The organism is Caballeronia sp. LZ062, assembly GCF_031450785.1.
Classification (GTDB): Bacteria; Pseudomonadota; Gammaproteobacteria; order Burkholderiales; family Burkholderiaceae; genus Caballeronia.
The window spans coordinates 204,458-219,244 of record NZ_JARTWB010000002.1 but is presented as its reverse complement, the minus strand read 5'-3'; the positions used below and the strand labels follow the sequence as shown (position 1 = coordinate 219,244).

The window sequence follows — 14,787 nt, the reverse complement described above, 5'->3', positions numbered from 1 at the left end:
ATGACCTCCAGTCTCGACGAAGCCATTCTCCGCGTACTGCCGACCGAGCGCGACGCCGTCTCGTGGCTCTCCACGCCCGAAGTGCGTCGGCGGCTGGAGGAGCGCGGGCATCGCGTCGGCTATACGAAAAAGGTGCAGCGCCATCTCACCGCGCTGGAAGCCGACTCGCGCGTGATTTCCACTATCAACGGCCGCGAGTTGCTCTGGCAGCGCAAGCCGTGGCTGCATGGCCTTCAGGAAGGCGTCGGGTTGATGAGCGCATCCGAGGCGGTCGCGTTTCATATCCTGCAGCGATTCGCGGGCAACAAGCTGCCGGCAGCGGTGACCCAAGACATCGATCCGCTCTTCAAGGCCGCCGAAGCGCGGCTGTCGCAGGAGAAAGCGGACAGCCGCATGTACCGCGCGTGGGCCGACAAGATCGACTCGGTGGATGGCGCGTTCACGCTGATTCGACCGAAGCTGCGCCCGGAGATTTTCAACACGGTGGCGACCGCGACGTTCTTCGAGCGCGAACTGCTCGTGCAGTATCGCGCCGCATACCGCAGCGAAAACAAGCACGACGCGCCGAAGACCCGGCGCCTCTGGCCGCTCGCTCTCGTGGAATCGGCGGGCGTCATGTACATGGTCGCGCAGGACCCGAGCCGCGCGACGCTTGCCGGTACAGGCGAAGCGGAATCGGCGCGTGCGCTGTACCGGCTGGATCGCATTCGGTCGGTGACGGAGTCCGGCGAATCGTTCAGTTATCCGGATGATTTCCGGCTGCGGAAATACATCGAGACGCAGCAGGCATTCGACTTCCTGCCCGAGCCTGCCGTGAAGCTGGAGCTTGCGTTCGAAGGCAGTGCAGGCAACCAGTTGCGCGAATCGCCGATGTCGAAAGATCAGCAGATCGGCACGCTGCCCGACGGCCGCATGAAAGTGACCGGCACCGTGACGCCGAGTCTCAAGCTGCGCTGGTGGCTGCGCGCGCTGGGCGCGGGCGTCGAGATTCTTGCGCCGCAAGCGTTACGCGACGAATTCGCGCAGGACTATCAGAAGCTCGCCAACCGGTATCGGCAGGCAACGGCGAGCGCTCACGCGGGAGAGCCGGCATGAGCGACGAAGCGCTCATCGAAGAGGCCGCCGAGTGGCTCGCCGACGCTGATGGCCTGCTCGTCACGGCCGGCGCGGGCATGGGCGTCGATTCCGGCTTGCCGGATTTTCGTGGCCCGGAAGGTTTCTGGCGCGCGTATCCGGCGTTGCGGCATCACGGCTTCGCGTTCGAAGACATGGCGAACCCGGACGGCTTCGTGCGGCATCCGCGTCTCGCGTGGGGCTTCTACGGGCATCGGCTGGCGCTGTATCGGGCGACGCAGCCGCACGAAGGCTTTCACGTGCTGCGGCGTTGGGCCGCGTCCATGCGCCACGGCGCGTTTGTCTTCACGAGCAACGTCGACGGTCAGTTTCAGCGCGCCGGTTTCGCCGCCGAGCGCGTCGCGCAATGCCACGGCACAATCCACGCGATGCAGTGCATCGACGCCTGCACGCACGACATCTGGCCCGCCGACGGATTCGAGCCGGTCGTCGACGAAAGCCGCTGCGAACTCGTCAACGCGTTGCCGCTTTGCCCGCACTGCGGACGCCTCGCGCGCCCGAATATCCTCATGTTCGGCGACTGGAACTGGATCGACACGCAATGCGTGCAGCAGGAACGGCGGCTCGCGGCTTGGCTTGCCGGTGTCGAACGGCTCGTGGTCGTGGAACTCGGCGCGGGCCGCGCGTTGCCGACCGTGCGGCGCTTCAGCGAACGGCACGGGCCGCGCGTCGTGCGCATTAATCCGCGCGAACCCGGCATTGCGCCGGGCGTGGGCGTGGGCATCGCGGGCGGCGCGAAGGAGACGCTGCTGCGGCTCGATCGCGCGCTAAACGGCTGATGAACCTTCAGCCCATGTATCGCACGTTGACCTGCGGCCCGAACACCTCGCGCACCATGCCGACCAGATGGTCGTGGTGGCTCAGGAAGATCACTTGCGTGCGCTTCGCAATCTGCGCGAGCACGCGCAGGCCCGCACGCGCGCGGCCATCGTCGAAATTGATGAACAGGTCGTCGGCAACAAACGGCAGCGCCGATGCCTTCTCGCCGTGCTCTTCCAGCGCCGCCAGCCGCAGCGCGAGAAAGAGCTGATCGCGCGTGCCCTCGCTCATGCCTTCGATCTCGACGTGCGCGCCGCTCGTCGCGCGCACGGCGGCGAGCGCCATCGGCTGGCGGTCGTAATCGACGACGAGCCGCGAGAACGCGCCGAGCGTCAACTCGGAGAAGATGGCGCTGGCGCGCGACAGCATCGGACCCTGGCGGCGTTCGCGATAGCGGTCGATGGCCCACTTAAGGAGCGTCGATGCCGTCTCGACCTTGACGAAACGCTCAGCGGCGTCGGCCATGGCGGCGAGCGCTTCCTGACGCCTCGCCTCGGCGCGCGCCGCGTTCGCTTCGCCCGAGATGGCGTCCAACTCGCGTTTGGCGGCGTCCAGTTGCGCGGCGAGCGCCGTCGAGACGTTCACCGATTCGTTGAGCGCGCTGCTCGTCAGCGAAAGCTCCGCCTGCACGCCCGCGATGTCCGCGCCATCCACTTCCGCGATGAGCGCGTCGAGCGGGAGTCCGTCGCCGCCCTTGATGAACGCGTCCCGCGCCTCGTTCACGGCGGTGGTCAGCTCGCGCTTTCGCTGCGACCTGGCAATGCGTGCGGCGAGCATTTCAGGCGTATCGACGCCGGCAAGTTCATAGAGCGGGCGCAGGCTCGCACGCGCTTCGTCGAGTGAGGATGTGGCCGCGCTCACCTGCTCGTTCGCCGTCGCGAGTTCACGGCGGATGCGCTCTGCTTCGCCGCGCGCCGCGCACGCGCTTTCCAGCCGCGACGACAGCTGCGCCGAGATGCCGCTTGCTTCCAGAGCGGCGAGCGCATGGTCGATGTGCGCGGCAAGACGCGCCGCATCCGCTTCGAACGCAGCAAGCGACGCGCGCATCGGCTCGATCTGTTGCGAGCGGATGGCGTCCGTCTGCGCAAGCTGATCGCCGATTTTCTTCACGATACCGATGGCCGTTTCCGCCGCCGCCTGCGAGTCCGCCGCAATCGCGAGACCCGCACGCCCGGCCGCCGCCGACCATTCGCGCTGCCAGTGCTCGAACGCATCGCGCGCAGCCTTCTCGACGCGTTGGCACGCGATGCGTTCGGCGCGCGCGGCGTCCAACTGCTCGCTCAGATGACGCCGCGTCACCGCTGCCTCGTCGATGGCGCTGATATGGCTTTCGGCGATATCGCATAGCGCGTCGAGATCGGCGTGCGCGTCCGCAGGCACGCCCGCTTGCGCGAGTTGCCGCGCGAGTTCGGCGCGACGCGACTGCGCATCGGCGGTTTCGCGCGCGAGTTCCTCAATGTGGCGATCCAGCGTGTGCGATGCGGCGAGCGCCTGATCGCGGCGCGCGAGCCACGAAGGAACATCGTCGAGCGCCATGTCCGCGATTTCCGATTGCTCCGCAAGCGCTCGCCACGCGGCGTCGAACTGATCGAGCGCGGCTGCGGCATCGCGTGCGGCTTGTTCGCGGCGCGCGGCGGTCTCTTGCTCCGCTGCCACGCGCCGCTTCAGCGCGATCAGCTGCGTCGCCTGACCAACCGAGCCCAGTTGACGATCCGCCAGACCGTCGGCGGTGTGCATCGCGGTTTCGAAGTGCGGCGCGGCGGCTGCGAGCGGCGTGTCGCCCGCGCGGATGGCGTGCCACGCGGCGTTGCGCGCGTCGCGGGCCTCGCGCACGTCGGCGGCCGTCACCACGTCGTGCGTCTGCACGAAATCGCCCAGTTCCGTCTGTGTCGCGTGAAGCGCGTCCTGCGCTTCCTTCAGCCGGTCGCCGGCCACCGCGACGCGCGAGCCCAGCGCCTGCCGCTCGTCGCGCAGCGCAGCGATGCGCTCGGCGGCGGGCAAGGTCATCGCGCGCAATTCGGGCACCGGCCGCGTCCACTTGCCAAGCGACGCGAGCGCGGTTTCCAAGGCGTGTTCGGCGTCGCGGCGCGCGTCGTCCAGACGGCGTTGCGTCGTTTCGGTGTCGCGGGACTTCTGCGCGGCCCGGAGCGCGGCGCGCAGACCGGGCGCGACGTCACAATGGGAAAGCGACGCGAGCCGCGTCTCCAACGCCGCGATCTCCTCGACGCTCTCTTGCGCCGCGCGCTCGGCGTTGCGCGCCGCAAGCTCCAGTTCGCCGCGATCCAGCATCAGGCTCGACACGGTCTGCAACACGAGCGGCCCCGGCAACGCCTGCCGGGCGCTGGCTTCGTCCTGCGGCCAGCCGAGCTGCGCGCAATCTTGGGCGATCTGCCGCACGCGCACTGCGACTTCCTGTTCGAGCCGCGCAATTTCGTTGGCGTGATTCGCGCACCGATGCCGCGTTGCTTCGAGCGCGCGAATGTCGGATTCGACCGCGAGCAGCGCCTGATCGACGCGGATCTCGCTCAAGTCCTTCTGCAATTGCGCGACGTCGCGCGTGTGCAGGTCGAGCGCAGTCTGCGCCGATGTCAGTTCCTTCAGCGCGTTCTGAAGCGTGGCTTCGGCGTTGGCGGGCAGATCCGCGGTATCGCCGAGCGCGTCGAGTTCCGCCGACTTCGCGCGCCACACGTTGAGATACGGCGCGGCGCGGCGGATGCGCTCCAGCTTCGCGCGCACCGTCTCCAGTTGCGCACGACGCGCCTCCTGCTCGCGGCTGCGCTCCTCCGCTTCTTCGACCGCACCGTGCGCGCGACGCCACTGCGCGGTACGCACGCTTGCCGCCTTCAGCTCGGCAGTGGCTTCTTCGTATTGCTTATGCGCGACGGCGTAGGCTGTACCCAGCTTGCGCTTCGCCCACAGGCTGCCGGCTTCATCGGCAAGACGCTGGCGCACGTCGCCCAGACTCGCGATGCCTGCCGCCGATTGAAAGAGCACCTGCCCGACATCGCTCGATGCATCGAGAATGCTCTGACCGCCGCGAATCAGCGCCGTGTGATCCAGGCAATACATCTGCTCGAAGAAGCTCTTGTCGGCGGCGCCGAGGAACGGCGCGAGCGCATCGGCGGCGAGCGGGTCGCCGTTCGGCGTCGTGAGCGGCGCCTTGCGGCTCTTCGTGCGATGAAACGCGAGCGCTGCGCCGTCTTTCTCGAGCTTCGCGCCGAGCCGCAGATCGCTTTGCGCATGGAGAAACGCAAGCGACGAGCTATGCGGCATGCCGAAAAGCAGTTCGGAGATGGCTGTCTTGATCGTGGACTTGCCCGCCTCGTTCGGGCCGACGACGAAATGAAAATCGTGCTCCGCCAGCGGAAACTCGACGGCGTGATCCGTGAATTTGCCGAAGCGGATGAGATCGAGCTGACGGATGCGCATCCCGTTACTCCGCGTCCGCGAGTTGCGCGATCAGGCCGGCGCGCACCTCGCTCACGAGCTTGTCGACATTGCCGTCACGGACGTATTCGAGTTCGGGCACGGACTTTTGCAGTTCGCTGGGCGCTTGCGTCGCGAACGCGATGAGACGGTCTTTGAGCATGGCGAGGAAGTCGGGATCGGATTCGGCTTCGACGAGAAGGCCGTGAAGGTCGGCGAGCGCGTCGCCACTGTCGGCAAGACTCGATGCCGTGCGTTCGCGCGTGACCGGCTGCGTGCGCACCTTCACTTTTTCGAGCCACAAGCGGTCATGGCTGATCGCCGCGATCTGCGCGAGCACTTCGGCGCGTAGCTGCTTTTCATTGGCGAAGAGTTCGCCGTGCGCCTTCGTCGCGCCCGTGATGCTCACGCGCACCGCATGCGGCACCGGACGCTCGGCCGCTTCGACCAGCGCCTCCAGCGCACGGCCGGCCGCGCGGGCAACTTCATCGAGCGTGTCGAGGCCGGAAGCATCGACGTCGACGTTCTCCCAGCGCAACACGTCGATGAAAAGCCGCTCGACGCTCACCTCTTCCGTCTCGGACACATTGACGATCACCGCGCCGCGCCGGCCCGTCTCGCGGATGGTGCGCCCCTGCAAGTTGCCCGGAAACACGATGGTCGAGGCTTCCTCCCAGATCGCGAATTCGTGCACGTGGCCGAGCGCCCAGTAGTGATACTCGCGCGCGTGCAGTTCCGCGACGGTGCACGGCGCGTAGCTCGCGTGCATCGCCGCGCCTTCGAGCGCCGTATGCAGCACGCCGATATTGAAATAGCCCTCGACGGGCGGCGGATACGCGGTCACGAGATTGGTCGTCACCGCCTTGTCCTTGAAGCTGTGACCGTGCAGCGCGACCTTGAGCGCGTCGATGCGAAACGTCTGCGGCTTCTTGGTCGAAAACGTGTGGACGTTGTCGGGCAGTTGAAGCTGGCTCGTCATTTCGCTTTCGGCGTCGTGATTGCCGTACAGCAAATACACGGGAATGCCCGCGCGGCGCAGCTTGCCCATCTCCTTGCAGAAGAAGATGCCGGTGTTGTGGTCGCGCCAGGTGCCGTCGTACAGGTCGCCTGCGATGACCATGAAATCCACTTGCTCGTCGATGGCCACGGTGACGAGCTTCGAGAAGGCCTCGCGCGTGGCGTTGCGCAGCATGTCGGCGGGCGCGTCCGCGTAGGCGGATAGCCCGTGCAGCGGGCTGTCGAGATGAATATCGGCCGCGTGAATGAAGCGCATGGCGCTGTCTCCTTGAATGAGTGGTCGCGCTTCTCGCGTGTTCGAACGACGATCGTTGCAGAGATTCGGGACACTTCGCGTCTCGTTCGACCCGTGCTTGCGTCCGCGATCAGAGACGCGAAATGTCCCGGGGCGCACGCAGAATCATCGAACGTCAACACGCAGCGAGGCAATCCGATGACAAGTCCCTACACCGCCCATAACGTCGACGCCGCGATCGTGCATCTGGAGCGCGTCTTGTCGGCTGAAGGCGCTAATTCGCTATTCGGCCAGACGTACTGGCGCAAGCGCGTGCAGCAGGTCAGCGCGACACGCGGCTTGGAGCGCGATCAACGCATCCGCCTCGACCGCCTGATGAAGCTGCTCGCCTCCGACGCGTGCGAAGCGGTGTGCCAATGACGAAACGAGAAACTAACTGCGCTCGATCGCCTGCGCCAGCGCGACGAACTCCGCCACCGGCACTTCTTCGGCGCGTCGCGCGAGATCGAAACCGAGCGCATCGAAATCCACCTTGTCGCGATACGCCGCGAGATTGTTGCGCAGGACCTTGCGACGCTGCGCGAACGCGGCCTTGACGACATCGCTCAGCACGGTTTCATTGACGGCCGGCAATTCGTGCGGCGCGAAGGGAATCATGCGCACGATGGCGGAATTTACTTTCGGCGGCGGCTGGAACGATTCGGGCGGCACGTCGATCAGCTTGTCCATCACGTAGCGGTATTGCAGCATCACCGACAAACGCCCGTATTCCTTGCTCGCAGGCTCGGCGATCATGCGCTCGACCACTTCGTCCTGAAGCATGAAGTGCTGGTCGATGACCTTCGGCGCGAACGTCGTCAGATGAAACAGCAGCGGGCTCGAAATGTTGTACGGCAGATTGCCGACAATGCGCAGCGACGGCTTCTCGCCCGCGAGCGCGAGCGTGCCGAAGTCGAATTCGAGCGCGTCCGCCGAATGCACGACGAGGCGCTCGCCGAAGCGCTTTTCGAGCCGCCCGATCAGATCGCGGTCCAGTTCGACCGCGTGCAGCGGCGACTCCGGCGTGGCTATGCGCTGGATCAGCGGCTCGGTGAGCGCCGCGAGCCCCGGCCCGATCTCGACCATGCGTTCGCCGCGCTGCGGCGAGATGGCGTCGACGATGGAATCGATCACGCCCTGATCGACGAGGAAGTTCTGGCCGAAGCGTTTGCGCGCCAGATGGCCCTGGTGTCGTGTGGACATACGGTGTCGTTAAATGCAGTCAGGCGCTGCGTTTGTGGCACGCCATGGTCACGGCGGCGTCGATGGCGGCGATCATGCTGCCGGGGTCCGCGCGGCCGGTGCCCGCGAGATCGAGCGCCGTGCCGTGATCGACGGACGTGCGAATGATCGGCAGGCCGAGCGTCACGTTGATGCCCTCGCCGAACGTCGCGTACTTCAGCACGGGCAGGCCCTGGTCGTGGAACATGGCGAGCACGCAATCGGCGTCTTTCAGATAGCGCGGCTGGAACAGCGTGTCGGCGGGATACGGCCCCGGCGCGTCGATGCCGAGCGCACGCGCGCGTTCGAGCGCGGGCGCTATCACATCGATTTCCTCGCGGCCCAGATAGCCGTTTTCGCCCGCGTGTGGATTGAGGCCCGTCACGAGAATGCGCGGCACGGCGAGGCCGAAATGCGCGCACAGGTCGTGATGGATGATGCGCAATGTCTCGACGATGCCGTCGATGGTGAGCGCAGCGGATACGTCCTTGAGCGGCAAATGCGTGGTCGCGAGCGCGACGCGCAACGGGCGCTCGCCCGTGCCCGCCAGCATCATCACGACGCGCGGCGTGTGCGTGCGTTCCGCCAGATATTCGGTGTGGCCGGTGAAGGGAACGCCGGCATCGTTGATCGTGCTCTTTTGCAGCGGCGCGGTGACGATGGCGTCGAAACGGCCCGCCACCGCGCCGTCGATGGCGGCATCGAGCAGACCGAGCACATAGCGCCCGTTCGCCGCGTTCAGCTTGCCCGCCTCGGCCGGCGCCGCGAGCGCGTGATGCTCGATTTCGATGAGATCGCCGTTCGAAGGCCAGGCAGCGCCCGCTCGTGCTTCGAGCAACGCGCGGTCGCCGAGCACGGTGAAGCGCACCGACGGCCAGCGCGCGTGTGCCTGACCGAGCGCCGCAGCGGTCAACTCCGGACCGACGCCAGCCGGTTCGCCCGTCGTGATGGCGACGGAAAGCGGCCGGTCCGGATGCGCAGCGGTGCTCATGCGGCTTACTGCTGCGCCTCTTGCGCAGCGATACCCTTGTACTGCACGTATGCCGTGTCGCGCAGTTCGCGCAGCCAGTCGGAGTACGCCTGCTCGGCCTTGCGCTGGCCGATTGCCTGACGCGCGATATCGAGTTGCTGCGTGGCGGACCCTTCCGCGTCGCGGCGGCCGAGCACCTGAATCAGGTGATAGCCGTATTCGCTGCGCACCGGGTCGCTGACCGCGCCGTCCTGCAAGTTGTTCATGGCGCGCTCGAATTCGGGCACGGTCTCGCCCGGGCTGATCCAGCCGAGGTCGCCGCCTTGCGAGGCCGAGCCGTCCTGCGAATACGTGCGCGCGAAGTTGGCAAAGTCGCCGCCTGCGGCCACTTGCTGCTTGATATCGAGGAGCTTCTGGCGCGCGCTGGCTTCCGACATGCCGTCCGACACGCGCAGCAGAATGTGGCGCACGTGCGTCTGCACGAGCTTCGGCGCATCGGCCGCCGTGCCTTCGCTCGCGCGACGATCGACCAGCTTCACGATTTCGAAGCCGCCGTCGGTACGCAAGAGCGTCGGCACGACCTGGCCCGGACGCAGCCCCGACACCGCCGAGACGATGCCCGCCGGCAGCGTGCCCTGCGTGCGGAAGCCGAGGTCGCCGCCCTTGCTGGCGTCGGTGTCCTGCGAGTTCTGCTTGGCGAGCTTCGAGAAATCTTCGCCGGCCTGCGCCTGCTTCAGCACGGCGTCGGCCTTGGCCTGCACGGCGGCGACTTCGGAATCCGGCGCATTCGACGCGAGCTTGAACATGATGTGCTGCAGATGCAGGTCGCTCGCGTTGCGCGCGCCCGGCCCGCGCTGGCTCGCGATGTAGTTCGCGACTTCGCCATCGGACACGGTGATCTTGCTGTCGACTTCCTTTTCGCGCAGCTTCGAGAGCGTGAGTTCGGTGCGCGCGTCGCGCACGAACGTAGCCCAGGGCACGCCTTGGGCCTCGATGCGCGAGCGGTAAACGTCGAGCGTCATCTGGTTTTGCTGCGCGAGGCGTTGCAGCGTGCGATTGACGGCGGCGTCGTCGATCACGATGCCGTCGTCCTTCGCCTTCTGCAACTGGATGCGTTCGAGCACCATCTGGTCGAGCACCTGCCGGCGCATCTGTTCCATGGGCGGCACGGGCGCGTTCTGCTGCTTGAGCCGCTGCACGATCAGGTTCGTGCGCTCTTCCAGCTCGCGCTGCGTGATGACGCCGTCGTTCACCACCGCGACGACGGAATCCGCCACCTGCACATTCGGGTTCGACAACGCCTGCGCACCGGCCGGCGAACTCACCATCAGCGCCGCTGTCAGCGCGCCCGCGGCAATCGCCGTCGATCGAAACAGTTTCATGTTTGCCACAGATACTCCATCAAATCCAGACTTGACCCATTCGGGCGCTGCACGCCTTTTCGGCATTGAATTACGGCTTGTCATTCGTAGTCGCTGAAGCGAGCGAGCGGCGGCGCGGACGGCGGCGGCGGCTGATAGCCCTGAACGCTTGCGCGGAACGCGCTGACGAGACCGTTGTCGACCTTCGACAAGCCCTTGAACGTGATCTGAGCGAGCACGCGCGTACCCGACGAAGGCTGGCCGCTCGTGTTCACGCCGTTGGCGTAACGCTGCGCACCGAAGCCGAGCGCCCAGCAGTCGGCATCGTACTGGAAGCCCACGAGGCCGTCGACGAGCCGGTGGCTCGCGAGATCATAATTGACACGTGCGACGGCATAGAGACGGTTCGTGAGCGGCCATTCGCCGGACACCAGCAATTGGTTGATCGGCTCGTCGACGAGCGTGGTCTGGTTCGAGCGCGTGTACCGGTAGCCGACGTTGATGACCTTGCGGTCCGCCGGACTGAACGCGAAGCCGACGCTCGCACGCACGAGCTGGTTATTGTCGACATTATATTGGAACGCCGTTTCCGAAGCGAAGCCAGCGCCCAGCTTGATTGCCGCGCCGGCGATCAGGTCCGAGTGCTTGGCCTCGTTGATCGGCTGGTCCTCGCTGATCGTGACGCGCTGGCTCGTGAAATAGTACTGCTGCGCGATCACGAAACGCGCGCGTTCATCGCCCGTCGCGGGATTGATGAAACGCGTGGTCAGGCCGGCGGTCAGGCGGTTCGCATCCGCAATGCGGTCGTTGCCGACGAACGTGTTCGGCGTGTAGATCTCGGCGAGCCCGAAGTCCGCTTCGGCGGTATCGAAGATCGGTGCGAAATTCTGGTTGCGATACGGCGTGTAGACGTAATAGAGCCGCGGCTCCAGCGTCTGAATGTAATCCTGCCCGAAGAGCCTTACTGAACGGTCGAACACAAGCCCCGTATCGAGACTGACCGTGGGAATCGACTCCGTGAAATTCTTCGGCTGCCCGGCGGGCGTCGCCGGCTGGCCCGGAATCGGAACGGTCGCGATATGGCTCAGGTCGTACGACGCGAAGTGCCATTGAATCTTCGGCGTGAAGAAATAGCCCGGCGCGTTGATCCCGTAACTCAGGTACGGGTTGAAGTACATGCGCTGACCGTCGGTCGCGCCTTCCTGCGTGATCGTGAAGCGCGTGAAGTCCGCTTCCGCGCCGTAATCGAATCCGCCGACGTTGTACTTGTTGTACTGCACGTTCAGCTGCGGCTCGCGTGCGTACGGCGGAATGGACGGCTGCAGCGTCTGCCAGCGTTGCTCGCGGGCGAGCACGGACCACGGCCCGTTGTTGTACGTCAGCCCGGCTTCCTGCTGATACAGCAGTTGCGTGCCGTTCAGGAACTGATTGGACGCGTTGCCTAAGTCTTCCGGATACTGATCGTCCGAAACCTTGTTGTAATTGACGTAGCCGCCGAAGCCGCCGCCGAAGTTCTGCTGGTGCTTCCAAAAGATCGCATAGCGGTTCGTGTGCGTTTCGCGGTCGTTCGGCAAATAATCGACCGTGAGCGAGCCCGAATACGTCGGCGACAGATAGCGGAAATTCGCTTCGCCGAGCACGCCGCGCCGCGACATGATCCGCGGCGTGACGGTCAGATCGCGATTAGGCGCGATGTTGAAATAGTACGGGATCGTCGCTTCGAAGCCCGTCGTCGAACTGAGCGAGAACGTCGGCGGCAACAGGCCGCTGCGGCGGTCGCCCGTGAGCGGGAACGAGAGCCACGGGCTCGCGAACACGGGCACGCCCTGAAAGAACAGCACGCCGTTATGCGCGATGCCCTCTTCCGAGCCGGTATCGAAATCGAACGACGAGCCCTTGATGTACCACGCCGGATTCGTGTCGCACTGGCACGCGGTGTACGTGCCGTGATCGACACGCGCGCGCTCGTTGTCGATCAGGTCGATGCGCTCCGCGCTACCCGAGCCGCCCGTCAGATTGAAGTGGTACTTCGGGTTCGTCATGAACCCTTCGTTCGAATCCAACTTCAGGTGCGCTTCCGGGCCGACGAACGACACGCCGTTGTTAATAAGCCTGACATGACCGAAAGCGTCGGCCATGTCCGTGTCCTGGTCGTAATGCAGCGCGTCGGCCTTGATGACCGTGACCGTGCGGCGCACTTCGGCCGAACCTTTCGCCGCCATGTCCTCGTCGGACGTGCCGGTGGCCTTGTCGCCGAGCAGGAAGGTCGTCGGCTGCTGACCGCTTTTCAGCGGACGTTCGAGCAACTGCGGCGCGAGACGCAGGCTGCCGGGGCCGTCCACCGGCTGCGCGTCCGCGGCCGGACCGACGAGCTGCGCATGGGCGAGAGCGGGCATGAGGCCCGGCACGGAAAGCAGCGCGGCGACGAGCCGCCGCCGGCGCGGCTGAGCGTCGCCTTGAATCTTCGATGCGGGAAACTGTCGTGGCGGCATGTATGGGTGGCGGTTCGATCCCGTTCGCGTCCGCCGCGCTCGATGCCGCCGAGTCAGCGGGCGAATAAGCGGGCGAGTGAGCCGCCGCGCCTCGCCCGCGTCATGGCCGTGGTCGAACTCGGCGGTCCGTCGCTACGCAAGGACGACACTCGATCGGACGATGACGCGGCACGGTCGTCGGCGCTTGAGCGCCAGGCGCGAACAGATAGCTCAAGGATCGCTTAAAAAAGTCGTGGGGTATTATATGGCAAGATGTTTTGCCTCTCGAATTTATGACGCACATTCCCGCCGACACCCGCTTCGAGCAACTCCGTTCCTGGCTTCAGACCTTCGCCGATACGTATCGGCTGAATCTCGAGAGCCTCGCCCCCGCCTCCGCCGACGCCAGTTTTCGCCGCTATTTCCGTCTCGATAGCGATTCGGAGCATGGCAAGACGCTGATCGCCGTCGACGCTCCGCCGCCGGAAAAATGCCGCGAGTTCGTGCAGGTCGCGAGCCTGCTGGAGGCGGCGAACGTGCACGTGCCCAAAATCCTGCAAGCGGATTTCGACGCGGGCTTCATGCTCGTCACCGATCTCGGCACGACCACGTATATGTCCGTGCTCGACGAGAAGAACGCGCGGCCTTTGATGCGCGCGGCCATCGACAGCTTGATCCGCTTTCAGCGCACAGCGCGAGAAGGCGTGCTTCCGCCGTTCGACGAGGCATTCCTGCGCCGCGAGATGGAGTTGATGCCGGAGTGGTTCATCGGCCGCCATCTGGGCCGCGAAGTGACCGCGGACGAACGCAAGACGCTCGACGACACCTTTACGCTGCTCGCACAAAGCGCGCTCGCGCAGCCGCAAACCTTCATGCTGCGCGATTTCATGCCGCGCAACCTGATGGTGAGTGAGCCGAATCCTGGCGTGCTGGACTTTCAGGACGCGGTGTACGGGCCGATCACGTATGACATGGCCTCGCTCATGCGCGACGCGTTCATTAGCTGGGACGAGGAATTTCAGCTCGATTGCATCGCGTATTACTGGGAACGAGCGAAGAAGGCGGGACTGGACGTCGATCTCGACTTCGGCGAGTTCTACCGTCAGCTCGAATGGATGGGCCTGCAACGGCACATCAAGGTGCTCGGTCTTTTCGTGCGCATTCATTATCGCGACGGCAAGTCACAGTATTTGGCGGATTTGCCGCGTTTCATCGGCTATGCGCGCGCGGTCGCGGAGCGTTATGCGCCGCTGTGGCCGTTCGCGCGCCTGCTCGATTCGCTCGAAGGCCGCGCCGTCGAAGTCGGTTACACGTTCTGATTCTTTGACTCGCGCATGACCCAACACCTGAAGACGGCGATGATTTTCGCCGCCGGCCGCGGCGAGCGCATGCGCCCGCTCACCGACACGTGCCCGAAGCCGCTGCTCGAAGCGGGCGGCAAGCCGCTCATCGTCTGGCAGATCGAACGGCTCGCGGCGGCGGGCGTCGAGACGATTGTGATCAATCACGCGTGGCTCGGCGCGCAGATCGAAAGCGCGCTCGGCGACGGCTCGCGCTGGGGCGTCGAGTTGCGCTTCTCGCCGGAGCGCGAGGCGCTCGAAACGGCGGGCGGTATTGCGCAGGCGTTGCCGCTGATCGGCGAAGGCGTGTTCATCGCGGTGAGCGGCGACGTGTTCTGCGATTTCGACTACGCGACGCTGCGGGAACGCGCCGACGAACTCGCGCGCAGCGAACAGCCCGGCCTGCATCTCGTGATGACGCCCAATCCGCCATTTCATCCGAACGGCGACTTTGCGCTGATCGACGGCAAGCTCGCGCTCGATGGCTCTCCGCGCTACACGTTCGGCAACATCGGTCTCTACGACACGCGCATGTTCCGCGATCTCGCGCCCGGCACGCGTCGCGCGCTGACGCCCTACTATCGCGAAACCATCACGCAGGGACGCGCGAGCGGCGAACTCTACGAGGGCCGCTGGGAGAACGTCGGCACGCCGGAACAGCTGCGGTCGCTCGACAAGGAACTTCGCGCACGCTGAGCGCCCCCGGAATGGGACGCATCCGATGGTAAAATGCGCGGTTCTTCCGTCTTTTCCC

Annotated in this window: 11 protein-coding genes; 5 read left to right on the top strand and 6 right to left on the bottom strand. The window is 65.6% G+C overall.

Going from position 1 to position 14,787, the window contains the following annotated elements; translation table 11 throughout:
* Nucleotides 1–1,095 carry a WYL domain-containing protein gene (locus tag P9239_RS07050; RefSeq protein WP_309749803.1) on the top strand — a complete coding sequence of 365 codons (1,095 nt, stop codon included), beginning with the start codon at nt 1–3 and terminating at the stop codon, nt 1,093–1,095.
* A complete protein-coding gene (locus P9239_RS07045; protein WP_309749802.1) occupies nt 1,092–1,913 on the top strand; it encodes a Sir2 family NAD-dependent protein deacetylase in 822 nt (273 codons plus the stop codon). The genes P9239_RS07050 and P9239_RS07045 overlap by 4 nt, the downstream gene beginning before the upstream one ends.
* Before the next feature lie 7 nt (nt 1,914–1,920).
* On the opposite strand, the gene P9239_RS07040 is transcribed toward P9239_RS07045, so the two are convergent.
* Both P9239_RS07040 and P9239_RS07035 read right to left on the bottom strand, forming a co-directional pair.
* Nucleotides 1,921–5,382 carry an AAA family ATPase gene (locus tag P9239_RS07040; RefSeq protein WP_309749801.1) on the bottom strand — a complete coding sequence of 1,154 codons (3,462 nt, stop codon included), beginning with the start codon at nt 5,380–5,382 and terminating at the stop codon, nt 1,921–1,923.
* A 4-nt stretch (nt 5,383–5,386) separates the two neighbouring features.
* Nucleotides 5,387–6,652 (bottom strand): DNA repair exonuclease, encoded by a 1,266-nt coding sequence (locus P9239_RS07035; RefSeq protein ID WP_309749800.1) that lies wholly within the window; start codon nt 6,650–6,652, stop codon nt 5,387–5,389.
* A gap of 177 nt (nt 6,653–6,829) precedes the next feature.
* Here P9239_RS07035 and P9239_RS07030 point away from each other — a divergent pair, with 177 nt between their 5' ends.
* Nucleotides 6,830–7,051, top strand: a complete 222-nt coding sequence (locus P9239_RS07030; protein ID WP_309749799.1) for a hypothetical protein — start codon at nt 6,830–6,832, stop codon at nt 7,049–7,051.
* A 12-nt stretch (nt 7,052–7,063) separates the two neighbouring features.
* Here the strand turns inward: P9239_RS07030 and rsmA are convergent, their stop codons facing one another.
* The 4 genes from rsmA to P9239_RS07010 all read right to left on the bottom strand — a co-directional run bounded on the left by rsmA (nt 7,064) and on the right by P9239_RS07010 (nt 12,714).
* Complete coding sequence (rsmA, locus tag P9239_RS07025; RefSeq protein ID WP_309749798.1) at nt 7,064–7,873, bottom strand: 16S rRNA (adenine(1518)-N(6)/adenine(1519)-N(6))-dimethyltransferase RsmA; 810 nt, start codon at nt 7,871–7,873, stop codon at nt 7,064–7,066.
* A 19-nt stretch (nt 7,874–7,892) separates the two neighbouring features.
* Nucleotides 7,893–8,882 (bottom strand): 4-hydroxythreonine-4-phosphate dehydrogenase PdxA, encoded by a 990-nt coding sequence (gene pdxA / locus P9239_RS07020; protein WP_309749797.1) that lies wholly within the window; start codon nt 8,880–8,882, stop codon nt 7,893–7,895.
* A 5-nt stretch (nt 8,883–8,887) separates the two neighbouring features.
* Complete coding sequence (locus P9239_RS07015) at nt 8,888–10,252, bottom strand: peptidylprolyl isomerase (protein WP_404980069.1); 1,365 nt, start codon at nt 10,250–10,252, stop codon at nt 8,888–8,890.
* Nucleotides 10,253–10,323: 71 nt separating this feature from the next.
* The gene (locus P9239_RS07010; RefSeq protein ID WP_309749795.1) at nt 10,324–12,714 is read right to left on the bottom strand and encodes an LPS-assembly protein LptD; all 2,391 of its coding nucleotides are present in this window, start codon (nt 12,712–12,714) and stop codon (nt 10,324–10,326) included.
* A 272-nt stretch (nt 12,715–12,986) separates the two neighbouring features.
* Here P9239_RS07010 and P9239_RS07005 point away from each other — a divergent pair, with 272 nt between their 5' ends.
* On the top strand, nt 12,987–14,012 hold the full coding sequence (locus P9239_RS07005; protein WP_309753923.1) for a phosphotransferase: 1,026 nt from the start codon (nt 12,987–12,989) through the stop codon (nt 14,010–14,012).
* 15 nt (nt 14,013–14,027) lie between these two features.
* Entirely contained in the window at nt 14,028–14,729 is a 702-nt protein-coding gene (gene murU / locus P9239_RS07000; RefSeq protein ID WP_309749794.1) for an N-acetylmuramate alpha-1-phosphate uridylyltransferase MurU, read from the top strand.
* The last annotated feature ends 58 nt before the right edge of the window (nt 14,730–14,787 follow it).